Here is a 24054-nt window from a genome sequence, read left to right on the forward strand (position 1 = left end):
TTTTTGCAGACTCAGCTGTTAGGAGACTTCGTTATTGATCAGTCGGCGTCTCCCTGGGTCGGGATGGTGGCGCTGCTATCTCCTCGATGGCGGGGATCCCCGTTTCGTCGGTGTTTATCTCGGAGGCAGCTTCGTTCTGCTGGATGAACGACGCATAGATGTCGAGCAGCACTTGCTTTTGCCGCTCGGTGATCGCCGTGTCCGTGACGATGGCGTCACGCACCTGGTTGGCCTCGCCCGGCTCGAGCATTCCGGCCTGCACGTACAGCACTTCCGCCGAGACACGCAATGCCTTGGCGATCTGGTTGAGAACCTCGGCCGACGGTTTACGCAATCCGCGCTCGATCTGACTGAGGTACGGATTGCTCACTCCAGCGTTGGTGGCCAACTGCCGGATCGAGACCTGCGCCGCTTCACGCTGCGCCTTGATGTAGCTGCCGATATCCGACGCGGCATGGGTCACCACAGCGGCAAGATTTTCGTCCTGCGGCATCGGTTTCCCCTTCGGTCTCTGGGTTGTCACTTGCGCGACAAAACCCACCGTACGTCAGGGTGCTAACTTTTGCAAGCACCCAGTTAGCGCAGGTCAGAATATGATTTGCGCCACAGAGTAGATCACCAGACCGGCGAGAGCGCCGACCACAGTGCCGTTGATCCTGATGAATTGCAGGTCCCGGCCCACGTGCAACTCGATTCGCCTGCTGGCCTCGTCGGCGTCCCAGCGCTCGATGGTCTCGGTGATGATCGCGGTGATTTCCACGCCGTAGTGCGACACCAGATGCTGGGCGCCCCGCACGATCCAGTTGTCGACCTTGTCGCGTAATTCGACATCGTCGCGCAACGATTCACCGATCAGCACAACTGAATCCGCAACTCGGGTTCGCAAGGCACTCGAGGGATCGTCGACACCTTCGAGGATCAGCCGCTTGATGGTGCGCCAGGCCGTCGCCGCGGCGGTGCTCACCTCATCGCGCGCCATCAGCTGTTCTTTGATCGTCTCGGCCTTGGCGATCGTGGTCGGGTCGTTCTGTAGATCGTCGGCGAATTCGAAGAGGAACCGGGTGGCCGACTGGCGCAGCTCATGGTTCGGGTCGCGCCGGACCTTATCGGTGAAATCCATCAGCTCGCGGTGAATGCGGTCACCGACCAAATGGTCGACAAATTTTGGGGACCAGCTCGGTGAATCCCGCAAGATCACGCGCTCGATGGTCTCCCCCGCGTTCAGCGACCACTCGAAGGCCCGGTCGCACAACAACTGGATCAGCGCCTCTTGGCGGTGCTCGGCCAGCATCGTGGCAAGCACTCGACCGACCGGCGGACCCCACTGCGGTTCGGCGATCCGCCGGACGATCATCTTGTCGATGACCTGCTGGACATCCTCGTCGCGCAGGAGTTCCACCAGTACCCGCAGCACCGTTGCCGTTTCCGCCGCGACGCGCTCGGCGTGTGCACGATCAGCCAGCCACTTGCCGAGACGGCCCGCGACGTCGGCGTCACGCAGTTTCGTCTCGATCACCGCAGGCGCCAGGAAATTTTCCCTGACAAAGGCGCCAAGACCCTCGCCGAGCTGGTCCTTCTTGCGCTTGATGATCGCGGTGTGCGGGATCGGAATGCCCAGCGGATGCTTGAACAGCGCCGTGACGGCGAACCAGTCGGCGAGCGCGCCGACCATGCCGGCCTCCGCCGCTGCCCGCACATAACCCACCCAGGGGGCCGCACCACGCGATTGCGCCCAGGCGCAGACCAGGAACACCACCGTCGCGCCGATCAGGAAACTCAGCGCCACCAGCTTCATCCGCCGCAAAGCGCGGCGACGCTCCTCGTCGGCATGCGGATCGGCACCGGCGAACGATTCCGCGAACGATCCGCGCGTCATCGCCGCTCCGGCCAACAGGGCGGGCAAGTTCGACTCCCCTACGGGAGCACCCGGTACGGAGGTGGGCAGATTCGCTGGTGATGCCACGCCTCCATCATCCGCTATCGGCAACCGGGCAACCGGGGACGACCGTCCAGTTACTGTGACCCCCTCGGCAGCCGACCTTCGCCGTCACACACACCACCAGCCGATCTGGGTCTATTATTGTGTGTAACTAGTGAATGGATATGCGCGATAGTGGCCCAGACCCAGCCCGGAACCGTCAAAATTGACGGTCGGAAGCGGCGTTGGCACCAGCACAAGGTGAACCGGCGAAACGAGCTGGTAGACGGCACCCTCGAGGCGATCCGCACCCGCGGCCGTGATGTCAGCATGGACGAAATTGCGGCGGAGATCGGCGTCTCGAAGACGGTTCTCTACCGATACTTCGTCGATAAGAACGACCTCACCACCGCGGTGATGATGCGGTTCGCTCAGACCACCCTGATCCCTAATATGGCTGCCGCGCTATCGGCAAACTCCGACGGTTTCGACCTGACCCGCGAGATCATCCGCGTGTATGTGGAGACCGTTGCCGCGGAGCCCGAGATCTACCCGTTCGTCTTCGCGAACAGTTCTGCCGCCAAGAGCAAGGTGGTGGCCGATTCCGAGCGGATCATCGCCGGAATGCTTGCGGTCGTGCTGCGACGGCGCATGCACGGGGCGGGAATGGACTCCAAGGGCGTGGAACCCTGGGCGTACATGATCGTCGGTGGGGTGCAGCTGGCCACCCACTCGTGGATGTCGCACCGCCGGATGAGTTCTGATGAGCTGATCGACTACCTGACGATGCTGACCTGGAGTGCACTGTGCGGAATCGTCGAGGTCGGCGGATCGCTGGAGAAATTCACCAACGAGCCGCACCCGACACCGGTCGTACCGCCAATGTCAGATTAGCGAAGTGACGGACTGAGCCGGCACCTTCCCGGTTAGGGTCACCGTATGGCTGATCTGCCCTCACTGTGGAACCACGAACCACATAACGTCCTCGGCTTCCGCGCGGGTGACAAGGTTGCGGATATCGATCCCAGTGCGACACCAGGTTTCAAGGGTTCCAAGACAGACGCGCCCGAATTGCAGGACGAACGCAACGAACGCTTCGCCGGCCTCCAAGAGATGCTGTACGCCGGCAGCAGGGAGGGCGACACCCGATCGATCCTGCTCGTCCTGCAGGGGATGGACACTGCAGGAAAGGGTGGGATCGTCAAACACGTTGTCGGCGCGGGCAACCCGCAGGGCATTCGATACACCAGCTTCGGGGTGCCCAGCGAGGAAGAGCGCAAGCACGACTACCTCTGGCGCATCCGCAATGCCCTGCCGACAGCAGGCCATATCGGGGTGTTCGACCGTTCGCATTACGAAGACGTGTTGGTGGTTCGCGTGCACAACCTGGTGCCGCCCGAGGTCTGGGGTGCGCGCTACGACGAGATCAACGCGTTCGAAAAAGAACTTGTCGACGCCGGGACCAGGATCGTCAAGGTGGCGATGTTCGTCTCCCTCGACGAGCAGAAGAAGCGGCTGACCAAACGCCTCAACCGGGCGGACAAGTACTGGAAGTACAACCCGGCCGATATCGACGAACGGCTGCTCTGGCCCGCTTATCAGGAGGCGTACCAGGCTGTGCTGGACAAGACGTCGACCGACTACGCACCATGGCACGTGGTGCCGTGCGATAAGAAGTGGTACAGCCGCCTGGCCATTACCGAATTGCTGATCGAGTCGCTCAAGACGCTCGACTTATCCTGGCCTCCTGCAACTTTCGATATCAAGGCGGAGAAAAAGCGGCTCGCTTCAGCGTGACGCCGATACCGCCGAGGAACGAGGCGGTGGAGAAGTCGCGCCATCAACACTGCGTGACGCCGATACCGCCGAGGAACGAGGCGGTGGAGAAGTCGCGCCATCAGCACAGCGTGACGCCGAGCCGTTATTTGGTCAGCGTGAACTGCCCCACGTTGGTGATACCGCGCCGGAAGAAGTCCGCGCACCCGGTCAGGTACTTCATGAACCGGTCGTAAACCTCGACGGAAGTGGCCTCGATGGCGGCGGACCGGTTGGCCTGCAACTGCTCCGCCCACAGGTCGAGGGTGTGGGCGTAATGCGGGCGCAGCAGTTGGATCCGCTCGATGCTGAACCCGGCGGCCTCGGAATAGTCGACGATGTCCTCCTTGGCCGGCAACTCGCCGCCGGGGAAGATCTCCTTGCCGATGAATTGCATGAACTTCAGATCGCTGAGCGTCACTGGAATGTTGTTGTCACGGAAGAACTTCTGCGTATGCGCGAGGATCGTGTGCAGAAGCATCCGCCCATCGTCGGCAAGGCTGTCCCTGGCCTTGTCGAAAAACGCCGCATAACGCACCTTCTTGAAAGCTTCGAAGGCGCCGATGCTGACGATCCTGTCCACTTTGTCGTCGAATTCTTCCCAGCCCTGCAGTCGGACTTCGACGTGGCGTTGCGTCGGAACCTTCGCCAGTCGCGCCTTGCTGTACTCGAACTGGTTGCGGCTCAACGTAATACCGATCACGTTGACGTCGAACTTCTCGACGGCGCGCTCCAGGGCACCACCCCAGCCGCAGCCGATATCGAGCAGTGTCATACCGGGTTTCAAGTCGAGCTTGCCCAGGGCGAGGTCGAACTTGGCCACCTGGGCCTCGTCAAGGCTCATATCGTCGCGCTCGAAGTACGCGCAGGTGTAACCCATCGTCGGACCGAGGAACAGAGCGAAGAAATCATCGGATACGTCGTAAATCGATTGTGACTCTTCGTAAAAGGGCAACAGTTCTGACTCAACGTCTGACATGTACGAAAAATCCTTTGGACGCCTTCCTGCTGACGATGGCCACGGCGCCACAAAAAAACCGGCACGACGAAGAGTCGTACCGGCCACTGGTCCCCGACCTAGACCGCAGGTCTTACCGGTACGAAGTCTAACTACTCAATCGAGTAATTACCACCGCAAACAGCTGTGAATCGCGGTCAGTACGTGTAGAAACCCTTGCCCGACTTCTTGCCGAGCTGCCCTGCCTCGACCATCCGCAGAAGTAACGGCGGCGGAGCAAAGTTCGCGTCCTTGTACTCGTCGTACATCGAATCCGCAATCAGTTTCATCGTGTCCAGACCGATCAGGTCCGAGAGGCGTAGCGGACCCATCGGGTGCGACAGTCCGGCGACCACAGCGGTATCGATATCGTCCACCGTTGCCACACCGGCCTCGGCCATCCGAATAGCCGACAGCAGATACGGAACGAGCAGCGCATTCACGATGAACCCCGAGCGGTCTCCGCAGCGCACGACCTTTTTACCGAGGGTGTCTGCCGCGAAGGTCTCGACCCGGGCCAGCGCGGCATCACTGGTGACGAGCGTGCTGATCAGCTCGACCAGCGGCAGAACTGGCACGGGGTTGAAGAAGTGCAGCCCCAACACGCGACCCGGATTCTTGGTCGCCGCGGCGATCTTCATGATCGGGATACTGGAGGTGTTCGAGGCCAGGACCGCGTCGGGATCGGTGATGACCTCGTCGAGTTGAGCGAAGACCTTGGCCTTGACGACTTCGTCCTCCAGGATCGCCTCGATCACCAATTGCCGGTCGGACAGGTCCGACAACGTCGAGGTAGAGGTCAGTTTCGACAGCGCGGTATCGCGATCGGCTTCGCTCAGCTTGCCCCTGCTGACCCCGCGCTCCAACGATGCGGTGATGCGGTCGCGGCCCGCCGACGCCAGCGCCTCTGTGGGTTCGAAGATGATCACGTCGACGCCGGCGCGCAAGGACACCTCGGCGATGCCCGCACCCATCTGACCGGCTCCGACGACGCCTACCCGCTCAATATTGTTCACGCTCAAGGTTGTACTCCATTCGCGAGCAGACGCAAAAGTCCCCCGACACGCCGAGGTGTGAGGGACTTCTACGTCTGCTCGCGCAGATTGGTGACTTAGTGGAACTGGCCCTCTTCGGTCGAACCCGCGAGCGCGGTGGTCGAGGAGGTGGGATCCACGGTGGTGGCGATCCGGTCGAAGTAGCCGGCGCCGACCTCACGCTGGTGCTTGGTCGCGGTGTAGCCACGCTCCTCGGCGGCGAACTCGCGCTCCTGCAGCTCGACATAGGCGCTCATCTGGTTGCGGGCGTAGCCGTGGGCCAGATCGAACATCGAGTAGTTCAGGGCGTGGAAGCCCGCCAGGGTGATGAACTGGAACTTGAAGCCCATCGCGCCGAGCTCGTTTTGGAACTTCGCGATGGTCGCGTCGTCCAGGTGCTGCTTCCAGTTGAACGACGGGCTGCAGTTGTAGGCCAGCATCTGGTCGGGGAACTCGCTCTTGACGCCCTCGGCGAACTTGCGGGCCAGCTCCAGGTCCGGGGTACCGGTCTCCATCCAGATCAGATCGGAGTACGGCGCGTAGGACTTGGCGCGGGCGATGCAGGGCTCGAGGCCGTTCTTGACGAAGTAGAAGCCTTCCTTGGTGCGCTCACCGGTGATGAACGGCTGGTCACGCTCGTCGACGTCGGAGGTGATCAGCGTGGCTGCCTCGGCGTCGGTGCGGGCGATGACGACCGTCGGAACGTCCGCGACGTCGGCCGCCAGGCGGGCCGAGGTCAGGGTGCGGATGTGCTGCTGGGTGGGGATCAGCACCTTGCCACCGAGGTGGCCGCACTTCTTCTCCGAGGCCAGCTGGTCCTCCCAGTGCGAACCGGCGACACCGGCGGCGATCATGGCCTTCTGCAGTTCGTAGACGTTGAGCGCGCCACCGAAACCGGCTTCACCGTCGGCGACGATCGGGGCCAGCCAGTTCTCCACCGAGCGGTCGCCTTCGACCTTGGCGATCTGGTCGGCGCGCAGCAGCGCGTTGTTGATGCGACGGATGACCTGCGGCACCGAGTTGGCCGGGTACAGGCTCTGGTCGGGGTAGGTGTGACCGGACAGGTTCGCATCACCGGCGACCTGCCAGCCGGACAGGTAGATGGCCTTGAGGCCGGCGCGGACCTGCTGCACGGCCTGGTTACCGGTCAGCGCACCCAGGGAGTTGACGTACTCCATATCGTGCAGCTGCTCCCAGAGCACCTCGGCGCCGCGGCGGGCGAGCGTGGACTCCTCGACGACGTGTCCCTGCAGGGCGACGACGTCTTCGGCGGAGTAGGTGCGCTCGATACCTTTCCAGCGGGGGTTGGTGTTCCAGTCGTGCTGGATCTGTTCGGGGGATTTGGGGGTGCCAACGGTCGACATGCGGGCCGTACTCCTTGCGTTCTTGGCTGTGTACTTGTTCAAGTCGCTGGAGCGCTGCCGGGATCACCGGGTTGTTAACGTCGAAGCGACTTCACGGGTGTGCTATCTACACAGTGCCACCGCGTATATACGCAGGTCCAGTCGTTTCGATTGCCAATTTTCGCAACGGGATTCGCCAAACTTGCAAATGTTGCGAAGGCCACTGACGACTTAACCGGTTCAGTAGCTACCGGCCGGTAACATCATCGGCGCAGGTCAGCCCGCAGAAATACGGGACACTTGTACTGTTAGAGCGCGAACAGCGACGCGATGGCTTTGGTCTCTCCGCCGACCGCATATGTGAGCGTCGTAACAACGCGATCGGTCAGGTCCGCACCGAACTTGTCGGTCGAACCAGCCGGATGCACATGGGAGAGGATTTCCAGCTTGTCCCCCAGCGCCACCGGGGCATCGTGTTCGAGCGTGACGCGGAATGGGCCCGTGAGCAGTTCCGGGTGTGAGAACAGGTAGTCCTCGATGACCGTCCAATACACCGAATTGTTCATATGGTCGAAGAGATCGATATCGGACACGCGCACCGGGTATTCGCGCACTTCCTGCGCGTCGTCGCGACTGCCCGCCGCTAGATAGGCCTTCCACCGCAGTCGGTCTACTTCGGTCGTGCGCTGCAGGCCTTCCAAAAAGTCGTCAGAGATCCGCGCCGGACCTTGGGTCTCGCGGTTGATATTGATCCAGAACGCCTCGGATTCCATCAGCCCGCCCTTGCGTCCATCGATGCGGACGCGCATCTCGCACCACCGGTTCGAGGTGCCCGAGCACCAACGGCGCATCCGCAGCATGTCCTGAAACTCGATCGGACGGATCAGATCCACCATGGTCCGGCGCACGATCCACAACGGGTGGCTCTCTTCGAAGCCCAGCTCACGTAGGTGGTCTGAGCCGATGTCCTGGATGTGGCGGCAGGCCGCGTCGAACCGAAGCCGGCCGACTCGGTCGATATCCCCCACCCGCAGTGGCCACTGGCGGTCGAAGACATCGGGATGCGGGTCCGGTACCGGCATCAGCACCTTGCCAAGGCCCGTAGGGGTGGACGCTTTGGTGTTGTCGCTGCTCATCGAAAGCCCTTCTTCGGGATGCTTCGGGTGTGTCGCTTGGCATGACAAACGCGCCCACGTTCCCAGCGCGATCATGCCAAACGCCTCGGGGATATTGCCAACGTTCGTGCCAGCCGGGCTGCGCTGCCAAGAATGCGAAGACACAGTTAGCACGCGGGTACCCTGATCATCGTGTCCAAAACCTACGTAGGTTCGCGGGTACGTCAACTCCGCAGCGAACGCGGATTCAGTCAGGCCGCATTGGCGCAGATGCTGGAGATCTCGCCGAGCTACCTCAACCAGATTGAACACGATGTCCGCCCACTGACCGTCTCGGTGCTGTTGCGGATCACCCAGGTGTTCGGCGTGGACGCTACCTTCTTCGCCTCTCAGGACGACACCAGACTGGTCGCCGAACTCCGTGAGGTCACCCTCGATCGGGATCTCGACGTCGAAGTCGATATCTCCGAGATCGCCGATGTCGTGGCCGCACACCCCACCCTGGCCAAAGCCATGGTCAGCCTGCATCGGCGGTACCGGATCACCTCCGCGCAGTTGGCCGCGGCAACCGAGGACCGGTTCCACAACGGCAGCGGTAGCGGTACGGGCTCGATCACGATGCCGCACGAGGAAGTGCGCGACTACTTCTACCAACGGCAGAACTATCTGCACGAGCTCGACGCCGCCGCCGAAGATCTGACGGTCCGGATGCGCATGCACCGTGGCGAATTGGCCGGCGATCTCGCGCAGCGGCTCACCCAGGTGCACGGCGTGCGGATCGTCCGCCGGATCGATATCGGGCAGAACGTGCTGCACCGGTATGACCCGGCGACGAAAACCCTGGAGATCAGCAGCCACCTTTCCGGCGGACAGCAGGTCTTCAAGCTGGCCGCCGAGCTGGCCTACCTGGAGTTCGGCGGTCTCATCGATTCGTTGGTGACCGAGGGCAAGTTCACCAGCGACGAGTCCCGCACACTGGCGCGCCTCGGACTGGCCAACTACTTCGCGGCCGCCGCGGTACTGCCGTACGGCCAGTTCCACGACGTGAGCGAGAAGTTCCACTACGACGTCGAACGGCTTTCGGCGTACTACTCGGTGAGCTACGAGACGGTCGCGCACCGGCTCTCTACCTTGCAGCGGCCGTCGATGCGGGGTGTCCCCTTCTCGTTCGTCCGGGTGGATCGTGCCGGAAACATGTCGAAACGCCAGTCCGCCACGGGGTTTCACTTCTCCTCCGCCGGCGGCACCTGCCCGCTGTGGAATGTCTACGAGACCTTCGCCAACCCGGGCAAGATCGGGGTACAGATCGCCCAGATGCCCGACGGCCGGCATTACATGTGGGTGGCGCGCACCGTGGAGCGCCGGGCATCCCGATACGGTCAGCCGGGCAAGACATTCGCGATCGGTCTGGGTTGCGAACTGCGTCATGCGCATCGCCTGGTGTACTCCGAAGGCCTTGACCTATCCGGTGATAACGCCACCCCGATCGGCGCGGGCTGCCGGGTCTGCGAGCGCGACAACTGCCCGCAGCGCGCGTTCCCCGCTTTCGGCCGGGCACTGGACCTCGATGAGCATCGCAGTACCGTTTCGCCCTACCTGGTGAAGGAATGAGTGTGCCGCAGTGACAATGGAACCCGCGCGAATCCCCGCCAGCAGCAGTCTGCGCGACGTCGGCGTCATCAACTGGGTGATCTGCCGCCTCGGCGCCAGAGGAATCCGGGCCCCGGAGTTCCACCTGTTCAATGCGTTGGCCGCGCACAAAGCTCTGTTCTGGGCATGGCTACCGTTCTCCGGCGTGCTGCTCTACTGGGGTCGACTGTCGCGCAAGGACGCCGAGTTGGTCATCCTGCGCGTCGGGCATCTGCGCGAGTGCGAATACGAACTGCAGCAGCATCGGCGACTGGCGCGCAGTCGCGGCGTGGATGCCGCACAACAACAGCGGATCTTCCACGGGCCCGACGCTGACGGCCTGACCGAACGCGACCGAGTCCTGCTGACCGCCACCGACGAATTCGTGCTCGGCCGCGCCGTCACCGCGGCGACCTGGACTGCATTGGCGGGTTATCTCAACACCCAGCAGCTGATCGAATTCTGTTTACTGGCAGGCCAATACGACACCCTGGCCGCGACGATGAACACCCTCAAGCTGCCAATGGATTTCCCAGGCTAGACTCAGATGCTAGCTGCCACCGAACGTGGTGGTGCCACTCGGTGACACTTTGAACCCCTGCGTCTTACCGGCGAGGGTGCCGTAGCAGGCCACCCCGCCCTCGATCGCCATGCAGATGCTGCCCGGCCCGTTGATGCGATATCCAACGGGCAGTTGGCGGATGTGACCGGGATAGGCGGGCGTGCTGAACTTCGGCACATCGGTGCGGCGCATACCAACCGCTCCCGGCAACTGGACGAAGACTTCGTTCTCGCCGTTGCGGGAGCCGGGAAGCTGGCCGTCACAACCGATCTCGCCACCGCTGTAGATGACCATGCTGCAGGTCAGCCCGCCATCGGCGGTGAAGACCGGGAACATGTTCTTCGGACCGATACCGACCAGGTAGCTGTCGTCGCCGGTGACGAAATCGTTCGGGTCGGGGAAGTCGGCCGGTAGGCCGTCCGTCGCGGGACCGATACCGGTGTGATCGGCCGAGATCACCATCCACTGCGCCGCATCGCCCTTGGTGCACATGGTCATTGGCCCGTCAGCAACGGCGCACTCGAAGTCGGCGAAGGTGATCTTGTGGCCCACCGGCAGCACCGGCGCCGCGGCACCGGACGGTTTGACGAACAGCGAATTGGCCGTCGCGCGCAATCCGCGCTGCCCGACGTCGCCGGCCAGCACGATCTCGTTGACGCCGGCCGGTGTACCGGGCAACTTGCCGTCGCACCCGGCGACCCCGGTGACCGGGCGGATAGCGCAGAGCAGTCCGTCGGGTGTCTGGAAGTAGACCTCGCCACCGCCGGCGGCGCCGTCCACGAACGGATCGACCGGGGTCGACTGAAATCCGCTGAGGTCCGGTGCGCCCGTCGGTGCGGCCGCAGCCGGTGCGGCCGGCGCGATCAGCGTGAGACCGAGAATCGCCGTTGCAACAAAAATTGCCCAGCGCACGTCAGAAGTTGATCATGTGGCCGGTCAGGCCGTGGAAGCATTCCTGCAGGGCCTCCGACATGGTCGGGTGGGTGTGCACGTTGCGGGCCAGCTCCGTCGCGGTCAGATCCCACTTCTGGGCCAAGGTCAGCTCGGGCAGCAGTTCGGAGACGTCGTGGCCGATCAGGTGGCCGCCGATCAATTCACCGTATTTGGCATCGGCGATCAGCTTGACGAAACCACTCGGGTCACCGACGCCGTGGGCCTTGCCATTGGCGGTGAACGGGAACTTCGCGACGACGACGTCGTAGCCCTCGTCCTTGGCCTGCTGCTCGGTCAGCCCGAAGCTGGCCACCTGCGGCTGACAGAACGTCGCCCGGGGCAGCATCCGGTAGTCGCCGAGCGCCAACGTCTCGGCACCGGCGATGGTTTCGGCCGCGACGACGCCCTGGGCCTCGGCCACGTGCGCGAGTTGGAGCTTGGCGGTGACGTCGCCGATGGCATAGATATGCGGCACGTTGGTGCGCATGTAGTCGTCGATGCCGATGGCTTTGCGCTCGGTGACCTGCACCCCGGTGGCGTCCAGTCCGAAGCCGTCGATGTTGGGGGCGAAACCGATGGCCTGCAACACCTTATCGGCCTTGAGCTCCTCGGACTTGCCGTCCTTGCTCACGGTGACCGTCACCTCGGAACCGTCATCTTTGATCGACTCCACCTTGGTCCCGGTGAGGATCTTGACGCCGAGCTTCTTGTACTGCTTCTCGATCTCCTTGGAGACCTCGGCGTCCTCGTTGGGCAGCGCCCGCGGCAGGAATTCGACGATGGTGACGTCGACGCCGTAGTTCTTCATCACGTAGGCGAATTCCATGCCGATCGCGCCTGCACCGGCGATGATCAGCGAGCCCGGCAGCTCCCGGGTCATGATCAGCTCTTCGTAGGTGACCACGTTCTCTGACAGCGACGTGCCCGGCACCAACCGGGTGCTGCTGCCGGTGGCGATGATGGCGTTGTCGAACGTCACCGTCTCAGACCCGCCGTCGGTCAGCTTGACCGAGATGGTGCTGGCATCGGTGAACGTGCCGTACCCCGCGATCTCGGTGATCTTGTTCTTCTTCATCAGGAAATGCACGCCGGCGACGCGCCCGTCGGCGACCTTGCGGCTGCGATCGAACGCCACGCCGTAGTCAAAGGTCGCTTCGCCGCTGATCCCGAAGACCTTGGCTTCCTTGGTGAAGATGTGCGCGAGTTCCGCGTTGCGTAGCAGCGCTTTCGACGGAATACAGCCGACGTTGAGGCAGACGCCGCCCCAGTATTTCGGCTCGATGATGGCGACATTCAGACCGAGTTGGGCAGCGCGAATGGCTGCGACATATCCACCGGGACCTGCTCCGAGAACGACGACGTCATAGTGAGTCACGACTACCTACCCTAATGGTGCAACGCAACGAACGAGGACTGCTACCTAGAGAACGGTTGGCAGTTCCGTTGCGATCGCAGTTCCGCTGCGTTTAAGGCGTGACCCAACCGAACACGTACATGCCGTACAGCGCAGCCGCTGCCACCCCGGACGCAAACGGCGCCGACATCACCGCGATCGAGGTGGCCGACAACATCGGCCGGTCCGGCACCATCGAGACCAGCAGCGCGGCCACCGCGCAGACCAGCACGTAGGTCAGCACAGCGAAATCGGGCCACGTTTTGTCGAGCGCCTGGTACCACCAGTAGTAGAACCCGACTCCCGCAGCGGCCGCCAGGATCCACACGCCGAGCAGCACCAGGCCGAACTTCCAGCGCTTCACATACTGGTACTGACCGGGTACCGCGACGGGATGCGCAGCGATGAGCTGCGGTTCCGGCGCGCTCGTGAACTCCTCGGACCAGCTGACCGGGTCCGCCGATGAGTCAAAGCGCCAGGGGTTGTAGTCCGGATCCTGCGGCGGCTCCGGGTCACGTTCGGGCTCTGCGGTGGTCAACGGCTGCGGATGCGGTCCGGTATCGAAGATCGGCGGCCAGTGCGCTTCGGTCAAGGGCATCGACTCGGTGTCAAGACGCTCAGGCACCGTGCACCACCTCGATCAGGACCAGCACCGCGAACCAGCCCGGCGCAAACGCCATCAGGAACGCACCGAGCGCGGTGACCCAGCGCTGACCGGCGATCGCGACCAGCAATAGACCTAGAACGCTGGGCACGCCGAGCACCAGCGCGATGACCATATCCGGGCGGATCGACGCTTGGATCAACAGCGTGCTGACCACAGCTGCCACGACGCCGACGGCAGCGCCCACCAGCATCGAACTGGTCAGCCACCACGCCCTCGGTAGGGGAATCACACCGCCGACGGTACGGGCGAACCGCGCCCGTCACCCCACCCAAAGCGGTGTGACGCTAGGTCGTTATCTGATCGGTACCGGGCATACATCGGCGGCCTCGGCCACCACCCCAGCGCGCGGAGCCGCCGGCCGAACGCCCTCGACATACTGCGCCCCGGTCACCGGCGGAACCCCTGTGAGCTGCTCATTCTCGGCGTCGGTGTACGCGCGGCCCCGAGACAGGAAGCGCTTACCCTCCGGCGCTTCCAGGCTGAATCCACCACCGCGGCCGGGCACCACGTCGATGACGAGCTGGGTGTGTTTCCACGCCTCGAACTGTGGGCCGGAGATCCACACCGGCACACCGTCGGGCTGCCTCTGTCCTGTCACGTCCAGCAGTCCGAGCAGGATGTCGCGATCGCCGACGAGGAAATCACCGTCGGGATAGCACATCGGCGACGAGCCGTCACAACAGCCGCCGGACTGGTGGAACATCACGGCGCCGTGGCGCTGCTGCAGGGTCGCCAACAGATCGGCGGCGGCCTGCGTGATCAGGGCGCGTGGTGGTATCTCGGTGATCGTCAGAAGAATCCCTGCGCCTTATCGCTGTAGGACACCATCAAGTTCTTGGTCTGCTGGTAATGATCCAGCATCATCTTGTGGTTCTCGCGGCCAATTCCGGACTGCTTGTAACCACCGAACGCCGCATGCGCGGGATACACGTGATAGCAGTTGGTCCAGACCCGGCCGGCCTTGATATCGCGGCCCGCCCGGTAGGCGGTGTTGCCGTCACGGCTCCAGACGCCTGCGCCCAATCCGTAGAGGGTGTCGTTGGCCTGCGCCATCGCGTCGTCGTAATCGCTGAACGACGTGACCGCGACGACCGGTCCGAAGATCTCCTCCTGGAAGATCCGCATCTTGTTGTGGCCCTCGAAGATCGTCGGCTGCACGTAGAACCCGCCGGAGAGATCGCCGCCCAGCTCGGCCCGCTCCCCACCGGTGACGACGCGGGCGCCCTCGTCTTTGCCGATCTCGATATAGGACAGGATCTTTTCCAGCTGGTCGTTGGAGGCCTGCGAGCCAACCATGGTCTCGGTGTCGAGCGGGTCGCCTTGGCGAACCGCTTTGGTGCGGATCGCGGCCTGGGTGAGGAACTCGTCGTAGATATCGGCCTGGATCAAGCTGCGCGACGGGCAGGTGCAGACCTCACCCTGGTTGAGGGCGAACATCGTGAAACCTTCCAGCGCCTTGTCCTGGAAATCGTCCACCTCGCTCATCACATCGTTGAAGAAGATGTTGGGGCTCTTGCCGCCCAGCTCCAAGGTGACCGGGATCAGGTTCTGGCTGGCGTACTGCATGATCAGCCGGCCGGTGGTGGTCTCACCGGTGAAGGCGATCTTCGCGATCCGGTTGCTCGACGCCAGCGGTTTGCCTGCCTCGAAGCCGAATCCGTTGACCACGTTGACGACACCGCCGGGCAGCAGATCACCGATGAGCGACATCAGGTACAGGATCGAGACGGGAGTCTGCTCGGCCGGTTTGAGGACGACGGCGTTCCCGGCGGCCAGTGCGGGCGCCAGCTTCCACACCGCCATCAGAATGGGGAAGTTCCACGGGATGATCTGCCCGACCACACCGAGTGGCTCGTGGAAGTGATAGGCGACGGTGTCCTCGTCGATCTGGCTCAGCGAGCCTTCCTGGGCCCGCAACGCTCCGGCGAAATAACGGAAATGATCGATGGCCAAGGGGATATCGGCGTTGAGCGTCTCGCGGATCGGTTTGCCGTTATCCCACGCTTCGGCCAGGGCCAGCGCTTCGAGATTGGCCTCCATGCGGTCCGCGATTTTATTGAGGATCAACGCTCGCTCGGCAGGTGCGGTCTTGCCCCAGGCCGGGGCGGCGGCATGGGCGGCGTCGAGCGCCTTGTCCACATCGGACTCATCTGAGCGCGGCACCTCGCAGAACACCTGACCGGTGACCGGTGTCGGGTTCTCGAAATACTTGCCTGCGGTGGGCGCTACCCATTGGCCGCCGATGTAGTTGGCGTATCTCGATTCGTAGGACATCAACGCTTCCGCGGACCCTGGACGCGCATAAACGGTCATGAATCACTCCTGCCCCTCGACACCGGATATGACGGTGTAACACAGATCACACTACGCCCGCGGACACAATGGTGGACATGCCCGATCAACTGCGTGATGACCCCTATCTCTGGCTCGAAGATGTCACCGGCGATGCCGCACTGGGGTGGGTGCGCGCACATAACGAACCGACGCTGGCGGAGTTGTGCGACGACCAGTTCGAACAGATGCGCGCCGAGGCGCTGGAGGTCCTCGACACCGATAGTCGGATTCCGTATGTGCGCCGTCGCGGCGAGCACCTGTACAACTTTTGGCGCGATGCCAGCAATCCGCGCGGACTGTGGCGGCGGACCACGCTGGAGTCCTACCGGACCGATGAGCCGCAGTGGGACGTGGTCATCGACGTCGATGCCCTTGCCGCCGCCGACGATACGAACTGGGTCTGGGCGGGCGCAGATGTGATCGAACCCGAGCTCACCCGCGCCCTGATCAGCCTGTCCCGTGGCGGTTCGGATGCCGCGATTGTTCGCGAGTTCGACATGCAGACAAGGGAATTCGTGTCAGACGGCTTCGAACTGCCGGAAGCCAAGAGCGATGTCACCTGGGAAGACGAAGATACCGTGCTGGTGGGCACCGACTTCGGGCCCGGCTCGCTGACCGACTCGGGCTACCCGCGGGTGGTCAAGCGCTGGCGCCGCGGTCAGCCGCTGGAGGCGGCCGAAACCGTATTCACCGGCGCCAACACCGATGTCAGCGTCGGCGCCGGGGTGGACCGCACACCGGGCTTCGAACGCATCACGCTGGTGCGCGCCACGGATTTCTTCAACCATGAACTGTACGAACTGCGTGCCGGTGAGCTCATCCGCATCGACGCACCCACCGATGCGGGTATCTCGATTCACCGCGAGTGGATCCTGATCAGGCCGAAGAGCGAATGGTCCGTCGGGGCCACCAGCTACCCGGTCGGCGCCTTGCTGGCCGCGAACTACGACGACTTCCTCGCCGGCACCGCAACTCTCACCGAGGTGTTCACTCCCGATGCGCACACGTCGTTGGAAAGTTATGCCTGGACCCGCGACCGACTGATTCTGCTGACGTTGCACGATGTGGCCAGTCAGGTCGACGTCGTCACACCGGGTTCATGGGACCGCGAACCCGTGCCGGGGATACCGGCGAACACCAATACCGTGATCGTCGCGACCGACGACCTCGGTGACGAGATCTTCGTGGATTCCAGCGGTTTCGACAGCCCGTCGCGGCTCCTGCACGGTGTCGCCGGCGGCGAGCTGACCGAGATCAAGTCCGCGCCCTCGTTTTTCGACGCCGCCGATATCGAGGTGTCCCAGCATTTCGTCGCCTCACTGGACGGCACGATGATCCCTTATTTCGTTGTGGGGCAACGCGATAAGGCCGGGCCGGGACCGACGCTACTCGGTGGGTACGGCGGCTTCGAAAATTCCTCGACACCGGCCTATGGCGGCGTACTGGGTCGGCTGTGGCTGACCAGGGGCGGCACCTACGTGCTGGCCAATATCCGTGGCGGTGGCGAGTACGGTCCGTCGTGGCACACCCAGGCGATGCGTGAGGGCAGGCACAAGGTGGCCGAGGACTTCGCCGCGGTGGCAAAGGATCTGGTCGACCGCGGGGTGACCACGGTGGACCAGCTGGCCGCCCAGGGCGGCAGCAACGGCGGGCTGCTGATGGGGATCATGCTGACGAAGTACCCCGAACTGTTCGGAGCGCTGGTCTGCCAGGTCCCGCTGCTGGATATGAAACGCTTTCACCTGCTGCTGGCCGGGGCGTCCTGGGTCGCGGAATACGGCGACCCCGACAATCCCGATGATTGGAAATTCATCGCCGAATACTCGCCGTACCAGAACATTTCGGCCGATGCCGAATACCCGGCGCTGTTGATGACCACCTCGACGCGAGATGACCGCGTGCACCCCGGGCATGCCCGCAAGATGACCGCGGCACTGGAGGCCGCCGGGCACACGGTGCGGTACTACGAGAACATCGAAGGCGGCCACGCCGGCGCGGCCGATAACGCCCAGACCGCGTTCAAATCGGCGTTGAGCTATTCGTTCTTGCACCACACCATCGGTAACCGGACGGAGTGATCAAAAACTAATCCTTGCGCCGCAACGAACCCAGCAGTGCCACAAGGACTCCGAACACCACCAACCCGGCGCCCGCGGCCAGCGTGAGGTTCAGATACTGATGCAGGCTGCCCATGGCATGACCGACCAAAGCATCGGCGAGCCGGCGGATATCGCCACTGGTGTTGTTCAGCGCGTTGTTGATATAGCGCCGGCCGATCTCCAGGCCGGCCCAGCCGGCCGCACCGACCATCAACGCCGACACACCGAGAGCCGCCAACGCCTTACCCCTGGCGCGGGCAGCCGCCAACGTCAGAAGGGTGAAGATGCCCGCGCACACCGTCGCCGCCACGCTCACCCACGGGCCCCAGCGACCGATCTGTTGCAGCTGTCCCGGCCGTAGTGAATCGGGTGCGTTATCGGTCAGCGGTACCTCCAGGGTCGACGGCGCGCTGATCCCGAAATCCTGCAGCGTCTGCTGGAAGGAGCTGTCGGCCAGCATCGGCGACAGGTCGACCTCCCAGGGTCCCGAGGCGTCGGACTGGGCGACGGCGTCGGTGAACATCCACCGGTGCGCGATCCGGTTCAGCGTCGCGAACTGGCCGGGAAAGGAGTCGCCGCGGGTGTAACCGGTGACCGCCGCGCTGAGCAGATCGGCGCGGGTGTCGTAGCCGCTCGTGCTGGAAAGTCTGACCAGTTGGCTGGTCAACTCCGCGGCCATTGCCTCCTGCACCGCCGGATCGGCCGCCGCGTCCTGTGCGAGCCGCGCATAGCCGTCCGCGTCGACCACATTCTGCTGGGCCCAGGCGGCAGGCACGGCCACGGCCAACAGCACCGTCGTCAGCAGCCACAGCAGCGCAGTCAGCACAAAACGCACGGACTGGCTCCTATCTGGACGTGACCCGTCTGCCCGGGGCCGCGCAGACGGACCAGACAGGTCAGTCGGACAGGGCGCGTCCCACGATCAGCGGATCGGCGTGGCCGACCACATCATGATCTTTGTTGTCGTAGTCGAACTTACCGAGCACGTAGCGCATGGCGTTGATCCGGGCACGCTTCTTGTCATTGCTCTTCACCACGGTCCACGGCGCGATGTCGGTATCCGTCTGCGCGAACATGTCTTCCTTGGCAGCGGTGTAGTCATCCCATTTGTCCAGCGAAGCCAGATCCGTCGGCGAGAGCTTCCACTGCCGCACCGGGTCGACCTGGCGGATGGTGAACCGCGTGCGCTGCTCGTGCTGGGTCACCGAGAACCAGAGCTTGGTCAGGCTGATGCCGTCATTGACCAGCATCTGCTCGAACAGCGGCGCCTGGCTGATGAACTCGGCATGCTGATCGGGCGTGCAGAACGACATCACCCGTTCCACTCCGGCGCGGTTGTACCAGGACCGGTCGAACAGCACGATCTCGCCGGCCGCCGGCAGGTGGTTGACGTAACGCTGGAAATACCACTGGGTCCGCTCGCGTTCAGTGGGCTTCTCCAGCGCGACGACGCGCGCCCCACGCGGATTGAGGTGCTCCATGAACCGTTTGATGGTGCCGCCCTTACCCGCAGCGTCCCGGCCCTCGAACACGATGACGTGCCGCAACCCGTTGGTCTGGCTCCACTTCTGCAGTTTGAGCAGCTCGATCTGCAACAGCCGCTTCTGCTCCTCATAGATCGAGCGAGGCATGCGCTCGTCGTAGGGGTAGTTCTCCCGCCAGGTGTCGATGACCTGACTGCCCGGCTGCAGGAGCAGCACAGGATCGTCATCGTCGTCATCGCGGACGGTGTACTTCTGGTTAGCCTCTACGAGCAGCACGGGCACAAGGTAGCGAGCGCCGGGTACATCCGGGTGAAACTGAAGTGAACGAACGGTGTCGGCTAGCGGCCCGCTAGGAGTGCGTGCCCTTGAGGATCCGACGGGGTCGGGAAAGCGCCATCTTGGTCATCAGCTTGTTCATCCGGGTCAGTGCTTTGAGCGAGTTGTTGTAGTAGTTCCCGCCGGCGCCTGCGCTGGTCCGCGGCACCACCACGGTCTCCTGACGGCAGAACTTGCGAACACCGTCGGCGCCGCCGAAGCGGGCACCGATCCCCGATGTCTTCCAGCCACCCATCGGGGCCGTGGTGCACATCAGGTTGGAGATCACGTCGTTGATGTTGACGGCGCCGCAATCTAGTTGCACGGCAATGTCTTTGGCGCGGTTCACATCCTTGGAGAATATCGCCGCGCTCAAACCGTAGGGACTGTCGTTGGCCAGTCGCACCGCCTCGGCGACCGAGGCGACTTTCATGATGGGCAGCGTCGGGCCGAATGTCTCCTCGGTCATCGCCGCCATCGAATGGTCGACATCGACCAATACCGTCGGCGGGTAGAAGCTGCCCGCACCGACGGGGCGCTTGCCACCGGTGAGTGCCCTGGCCCCGGCGGCGACCGCCTCGTTGACGTGGCGCTCGGTGACGGCGACCTGACCTTCATCGATCATCGCGCCCAGGTGAAAGCCCTCACCCGCGCCCACCTCGAGCGCCTTGACGGCGCGCACCACGGCCTCGACGAAGGCGTCGTACACCGGGGCCAGCACGTAGACACGCTCGGTCGATACGCAGGTCTGGCCGGCATTGAACATCGCGCCCCACACTGCGGCGTTCGCCGCGAGTTCGATATCGGCATCCTCGAGCACGATCAGCGGATCCTTACCGCCGAGTTCCAGGCTGACCGGTGTGAGCCGGCGCGCGGCGCGTTCCATCACCTTGGTGCCGGTGGCGCTGGAGCCGGTGAACTGGATGTAGTCGGCGACGTCGATGACCGCCTCGGAGACCTCGCGGGCGCCCTGTGCCAGTGCCAGTACGGCGGGGCCACCGCACTCCTGCCAGCCGCGCAGCAGTACCTCAGCGGTCAGCGGTGTGCGCTCGGACGGTTTGAGGAGAACGGCGCTGCCCGCGGCCAGCGCACCGATGGCATCCATCAAGGCGTTGGCCACCGGGTAGTTCCACGGGGCGATGATGCTCACGATGGGCCGCGGGCGGTAGTAGACGGTGATCTTCTTGATCGCCAGGAACGGCAACGCCGCCGGCCGGGTCTCGGGCGCGAGCGCCTTTTCCATCGTCTTGATGTAGTACGACAGGATCATGATCGCCATCGGCACTTCCTGCGCCGCATCGACGGCGGATTTGCCGGTCTCCTTGATCAGCAGCCGCTCGATCTCGTCGCGGTGCTCGCCCAACCACGTCGCGTAACCCGCCAGCACCTTGGCGCGCCCCTTGGGGCCGCGCTGTTCCCACCCGCGCTGCGCAACGCGCAGAGCCGCCGCGATGGCGGGCACCTCGGCGGGGTCGGTCCAGGTCACCTGACCGGCCACCGCACCCGTCGCAGGGTTGAGGATGGTGGCAGACGCGGTCTTTGTCGCTGCGGCGTCCGACGAGGAGACTTCTGGCGTGGCAGTCATAGGGCCATCGTAACCAGGGGTTGTGACGCACGTCTCGGCGGGTTTGACACCCGTCAACTTTTCGCTGACCTCAGGCGGGAGCGATACCCCTGATGTAGGCCGCCGCGCCGAGGTGCTGGGCGCAATCGTCGATCACGCTGACCAGGCGGGCACTGACCGTCACCGCTGGGGTCCACCGGGTGTCGATCACCCGCTCGAGTTCTTCCGACGTCACCTTCGTCACGTAGTCCATCGTCATGGCGTGCACGGCCTGGTAGTACCCCGCCAGCATCTCGGCCGAGGCATGCACCTTGCCCGCAGCGTCGGCGTCATGCCCGTAGCCCGTATCCCCGTCGGGCAGATCGAGTCCGAACCGCTCCACCCAGCCGTCGTCGGTCCACACCTGCGCCACCTTGGCCAACTCGGCGACCTGGAAATCCTGCACCCGAGCGCTGTGCCACAGCAGCCAGGCGATGCTGTTGGCGTCGGTCGCGGGGCGATAGGACGACACCTCGTCGGTCAACCCGTCGGTGAGATCGGTGACGTGCTCGATCAACCGGGTGAAGGAATCACGGAGCAGTTCCTGGGCGGACGAATCAGCAGAAGCCATGCGGTCGACGCTACGCGGGAGCGTCTAGTTGGGCCCGCCGCCATGGAAGACCGCCTCGACGTTGTTGCCGTCCGGATCGCGGACGAACGCCGCGTAATAGCCCGGGTGGTACTCCGGCCACAGTCGCGGTTCGTGCAACGGTTCGACGCCGAGGGCGAGCGCGGTGTGGAAAAACGCCTGCACCGCTTCCGGGTCCTTCGCGATGAACGCGGTGTGCACCTCCCGGTTCGGGCCAGACGCCTCTCCCGCGCTGGCGTCGGCGATCCAGAACGAGGGCTTCCCGTCGCTGCCATAGCCGACCGCCACCCCGACGTCCATCTGCCGGGAGAAGCCCAGCACGTGGAGAACCTTGTCGTAGAACTCCGTCGACTTGGCCCAATCGCTGCAGTTGATTCCGAAGTGATCGATCACACGCTCATCGTAGATTCGGGGTATGACATCTGACCCCGGAGTCGCCGCGGCGACGACATTCGACCTCTTGATTCGCGGCGGGACCATCGTCGACGGCCTCGGCGGCGAGCCGTACATCGGTGACGTCGCAGTAGCGGACGGACTCATCGTGGCTGTCGGGTCCGTGCAGGGGACTGCGGCCCGCGAGATCGACGCGACGGGCCTGTTGGTCACCCCGGGGTTCGTCGACCTGCACACCCACTACGACGGTCAGGCGATCTGGTCGGAGCGGATGACACCCTCGTCGGCGCACGGCGTCACGACCGCAGTGATGGGCAACTGCGGCGTCGGATTCGCCCCGTGCCGTGCCGAGGACCATGACGTGCTGGTCGACGTGATGGCCGGCGTCGAGGACATCCCCGGCGTGGTGATGGTCGACGGGCTGCCGTGGAATTGGGAGACGTTCCCCGAGTTCCTGGACGCGGTGGATGCCGGTAAACGCGATATCGATGTGGCGGCGTTTCTGCCCCACTCACCGCTGCGGGTTTACGTGATGGGCCAACGAGGGGTGGACCGCGAACCGGCGACCACCGAAGACCTGGCCCTGATGCGCAAGCTGGCCGCCGAGGCGATTCAGGTTGGCGCCCTTGGCTTTGCGTCGTCGAGGCTGACCATCCACAAGACCGAGAGCGGGCAGCCGATTCCCAGCTACGAGGCGGGCCACGACGAGATCGAGGCCATCGCCCGCGGCGTCGACGACGCCGGCGGCGGGTTGATCCAGTTCGTCCCCGACCTGTTGGCGAAGGACTACGAAGGGGCGTTGCAAGCAGTGTTCGACGTGGCGGCCGATGTGGGTCTGCCCGTCACGTTCACCCTGGCGATCGGTAACGCCGGCCCCCCACTGCATCTAGATGCGTTGCGGATGGTGGAGAAAGCCAACGGAAACGCCGGACCCGACGGACCGCAGATCACCGCCCAGATCTTCCCTCGGCCGATCGGCCTGGTGATCGGGCTGGACCTGTCCGGCAACCCCTTCGTGACCTACCCCAGCTACCAGGACATCGCGCATCTACCACTCGCCGAACGCGTGGCCGAGATGCGCAAACCCGAAGTGCGCGAACGTATTCTGGCCGACAAGCCGGGCAGCAACGGACATCCGCTGATGTTCGCCTCCCAGGCCTGGGATTACATGTACCCCCTTGGCGATCCGCCCAACTACGAGCCCTCCCCCACCGACAGCATCGGCGCCCGCGCCCGCGCCCGCGGTGTCGACCCACTGGCAGAGGCCTACGACCGCTGCCTCGACGATGACGGTCACGCCATGCTGCTGGTGACCTTGGCCAACTTCCGCGATGGTTCCCTTGACACCGTGGGCGAGTTGCTCCTGCGCGACGATGTCGTACTGGGCCTGGGCGACGGTGGTGCCCACTACGGAATGATCTGCGATGCGAGCTTTCCCACGTTCCTGCTGGCACACTGGGCCCGCGATCGGGCCACCGGCCGGCTGACGGTCGCCCAGGCCGTGCGCGAATTGACCTCGGTGCCTGCCAAGGTCGCGGGACTGGCCGACCGAGGCCGAATTGCATTGGGCTACAAGGCTGATCTCAACGTCATCGACCATGCGGGCATGCGGGTGCACCGGCCCGTCATCGCCAACGACCTGCCCGCAGGCGGGCGGCGCTTGGATCAGGCGGCCGACGGTTACGTCGCAACCATCGTCTCTGGTGAGGTGATCGCCGAGAACGGCGTGCCCACCGACGCCCGGCCCGGCAAGCTGGTCCGCGGCAGGCAGGCGGCACCTGTCTAATCGACATGACATAGATAAATTTCGACACAGTGTCGATTTAGGGCT

23 protein-coding genes are annotated in these 24054 nt (G+C 64.0%); 6 read left to right on the forward strand and 17 right to left on the reverse strand.

The window, feature by feature from the left end; all coding sequences use genetic code 11:
* Positions 1-31 precede the first annotated feature (31 nt).
* Together ADBZ9O_RS29060 and ADBZ9O_RS29065 are read right to left on the reverse strand one after the other, a co-directional pair.
* Entirely contained in the window at positions 32-493 is a 462-nt protein-coding gene (locus ADBZ9O_RS29060; protein WP_526526796.1) for a helix-turn-helix domain-containing protein, read from the reverse strand.
* 93 nt (positions 494-586) lie between these two features.
* Positions 587-1876: a DUF445 domain-containing protein gene (locus tag ADBZ9O_RS29065; RefSeq protein ID WP_526533620.1), complete on the reverse strand. Its 1290-nt coding sequence runs from the start codon at positions 1874-1876 to the stop codon at positions 587-589.
* Between the two features lie 234 nt (positions 1877-2110).
* Here ADBZ9O_RS29065 and ADBZ9O_RS29070 point away from each other — a divergent pair, with 234 nt between their 5' ends.
* The gene (locus ADBZ9O_RS29070; RefSeq protein WP_526533622.1) at positions 2111-2812 is read left to right on the forward strand and encodes a TetR/AcrR family transcriptional regulator; all 702 of its coding nucleotides are present in this window, start codon (positions 2111-2113) and stop codon (positions 2810-2812) included.
* A 45-nt stretch (positions 2813-2857) separates the two neighbouring features.
* Positions 2858-3715 (forward strand): polyphosphate kinase 2 family protein, encoded by an 858-nt coding sequence (locus ADBZ9O_RS29075; RefSeq protein WP_526526798.1) that lies wholly within the window; start codon positions 2858-2860, stop codon positions 3713-3715.
* Between the two features lie 124 nt (positions 3716-3839).
* Here ADBZ9O_RS29075 and ADBZ9O_RS29080 read toward each other — a convergent pair whose 3' ends face one another.
* The 4 genes from ADBZ9O_RS29080 to ADBZ9O_RS29095 form a co-directional block, all read right to left on the reverse strand.
* Positions 3840-4712 (reverse strand): cyclopropane mycolic acid synthase family methyltransferase, encoded by an 873-nt coding sequence (locus ADBZ9O_RS29080; protein ID WP_526526800.1) that lies wholly within the window; start codon positions 4710-4712, stop codon positions 3840-3842.
* A gap of 176 nt (positions 4713-4888) precedes the next feature.
* A complete protein-coding gene (locus tag ADBZ9O_RS29085; protein ID WP_526533624.1) occupies positions 4889-5704 on the reverse strand; it encodes a 3-hydroxyacyl-CoA dehydrogenase family protein in 816 nt (271 codons plus the stop codon).
* A 137-nt stretch (positions 5705-5841) separates the two neighbouring features.
* Positions 5842-7128 (reverse strand): isocitrate lyase, encoded by a 1287-nt coding sequence (gene aceA, locus ADBZ9O_RS29090; protein WP_526526801.1) that lies wholly within the window; start codon positions 7126-7128, stop codon positions 5842-5844.
* 287 nt (positions 7129-7415) lie between these two features.
* Positions 7416-8243 (reverse strand): acyl-[acyl-carrier-protein] thioesterase, encoded by an 828-nt coding sequence (locus ADBZ9O_RS29095; RefSeq protein WP_526526803.1) that lies wholly within the window; start codon positions 8241-8243, stop codon positions 7416-7418.
* Positions 8244-8414: 171 nt separating this feature from the next.
* Here ADBZ9O_RS29095 and ramB point away from each other — a divergent pair, with 171 nt between their 5' ends.
* Together ramB and ADBZ9O_RS29105 are read left to right on the forward strand one after the other, a co-directional pair.
* Entirely contained in the window at positions 8415-9833 is a 1419-nt protein-coding gene (gene ramB / locus ADBZ9O_RS29100) for an acetate metabolism transcriptional regulator RamB (protein WP_526526804.1), read from the forward strand.
* Positions 9834-9849: 16 nt separating this feature from the next.
* Positions 9850-10392 carry a carboxymuconolactone decarboxylase family protein gene (locus tag ADBZ9O_RS29105; protein WP_526533626.1) on the forward strand — a complete coding sequence of 181 codons (543 nt, stop codon included), beginning with the start codon at positions 9850-9852 and terminating at the stop codon, positions 10390-10392.
* A gap of 9 nt (positions 10393-10401) precedes the next feature.
* Here ADBZ9O_RS29105 and ADBZ9O_RS29110 read toward each other — a convergent pair whose 3' ends face one another.
* The 6 genes from ADBZ9O_RS29110 to adh form a co-directional block, all read right to left on the reverse strand.
* Positions 10402-11325, reverse strand: a complete 924-nt coding sequence (locus ADBZ9O_RS29110) for a hypothetical protein (RefSeq protein WP_526526806.1) — start codon at positions 11323-11325, stop codon at positions 10402-10404.
* A gap of 1 nt (position 11326) precedes the next feature.
* Positions 11327-12721 carry a dihydrolipoyl dehydrogenase gene (gene lpdA, locus ADBZ9O_RS29115; RefSeq protein ID WP_526526808.1) on the reverse strand — a complete coding sequence of 465 codons (1395 nt, stop codon included), beginning with the start codon at positions 12719-12721 and terminating at the stop codon, positions 11327-11329.
* A gap of 91 nt (positions 12722-12812) precedes the next feature.
* Positions 12813-13364, reverse strand: coding sequence for a hypothetical protein (locus tag ADBZ9O_RS29120; RefSeq protein WP_526526810.1), 552 nt, complete (start codon positions 13362-13364; stop codon positions 12813-12815).
* Positions 13357-13635 carry a putative holin gene (locus tag ADBZ9O_RS29125; RefSeq protein WP_526526811.1) on the reverse strand — a complete coding sequence of 93 codons (279 nt, stop codon included), beginning with the start codon at positions 13633-13635 and terminating at the stop codon, positions 13357-13359. The genes ADBZ9O_RS29120 and ADBZ9O_RS29125 overlap by 8 nt, the downstream gene beginning before the upstream one ends.
* Positions 13636-13698: 63 nt before the next feature.
* Complete coding sequence (locus ADBZ9O_RS29130; protein ID WP_526533628.1) at positions 13699-14193, reverse strand: DUF779 domain-containing protein; 495 nt, start codon at positions 14191-14193, stop codon at positions 13699-13701.
* Between the two features lie 2 nt (positions 14194-14195).
* A complete protein-coding gene (gene adh, locus ADBZ9O_RS29135) occupies positions 14196-15719 on the reverse strand; it encodes an aldehyde dehydrogenase (protein WP_526526812.1) in 1524 nt (507 codons plus the stop codon).
* A 77-nt stretch (positions 15720-15796) separates the two neighbouring features.
* Here adh and ADBZ9O_RS29140 point away from each other — a divergent pair, with 77 nt between their 5' ends.
* Entirely contained in the window at positions 15797-17818 is a 2022-nt protein-coding gene (locus tag ADBZ9O_RS29140; protein ID WP_526526813.1) for a prolyl oligopeptidase family serine peptidase, read from the forward strand.
* 7 nt (positions 17819-17825) lie between these two features.
* Here ADBZ9O_RS29140 and ADBZ9O_RS29145 read toward each other — a convergent pair whose 3' ends face one another.
* From ADBZ9O_RS29145 to ADBZ9O_RS29165, 5 genes are all read right to left on the reverse strand, one after another.
* The gene (locus ADBZ9O_RS29145) at positions 17826-18674 is read right to left on the reverse strand and encodes a hypothetical protein (RefSeq protein ID WP_526526815.1); all 849 of its coding nucleotides are present in this window, start codon (positions 18672-18674) and stop codon (positions 17826-17828) included.
* Between the two features lie 61 nt (positions 18675-18735).
* Positions 18736-19605 carry a polyphosphate kinase 2 gene (gene ppk2, locus ADBZ9O_RS29150; RefSeq protein WP_526526816.1) on the reverse strand — a complete coding sequence of 290 codons (870 nt, stop codon included), beginning with the start codon at positions 19603-19605 and terminating at the stop codon, positions 18736-18738.
* Positions 19606-19672: 67 nt separating this feature from the next.
* Positions 19673-21223, reverse strand: a complete 1551-nt coding sequence (locus ADBZ9O_RS29155) for an aldehyde dehydrogenase family protein (protein WP_526526817.1) — start codon at positions 21221-21223, stop codon at positions 19673-19675.
* A gap of 70 nt (positions 21224-21293) precedes the next feature.
* Entirely contained in the window at positions 21294-21812 is a 519-nt protein-coding gene (locus ADBZ9O_RS29160; protein WP_526526819.1) for a mycothiol transferase, read from the reverse strand.
* Between the two features lie 24 nt (positions 21813-21836).
* Positions 21837-22223 (reverse strand): VOC family protein, encoded by a 387-nt coding sequence (locus tag ADBZ9O_RS29165; protein WP_526526821.1) that lies wholly within the window; start codon positions 22221-22223, stop codon positions 21837-21839.
* Between the two features lie 22 nt (positions 22224-22245).
* Between ADBZ9O_RS29165 and ADBZ9O_RS29170 the strand changes: the two genes are divergently transcribed.
* Positions 22246-24009: an N-acyl-D-amino-acid deacylase family protein gene (locus ADBZ9O_RS29170; protein WP_526526822.1), complete on the forward strand. Its 1764-nt coding sequence runs from the start codon at positions 22246-22248 to the stop codon at positions 24007-24009.
* Positions 24010-24054 lie beyond the last annotated feature (45 nt).

Origin of the sequence: Mycobacterium sp., assembly GCF_965229105.1 — a bacterium.
Classification (GTDB): Bacteria; Actinomycetota; Actinomycetes; order Mycobacteriales; family Mycobacteriaceae; genus Mycobacterium.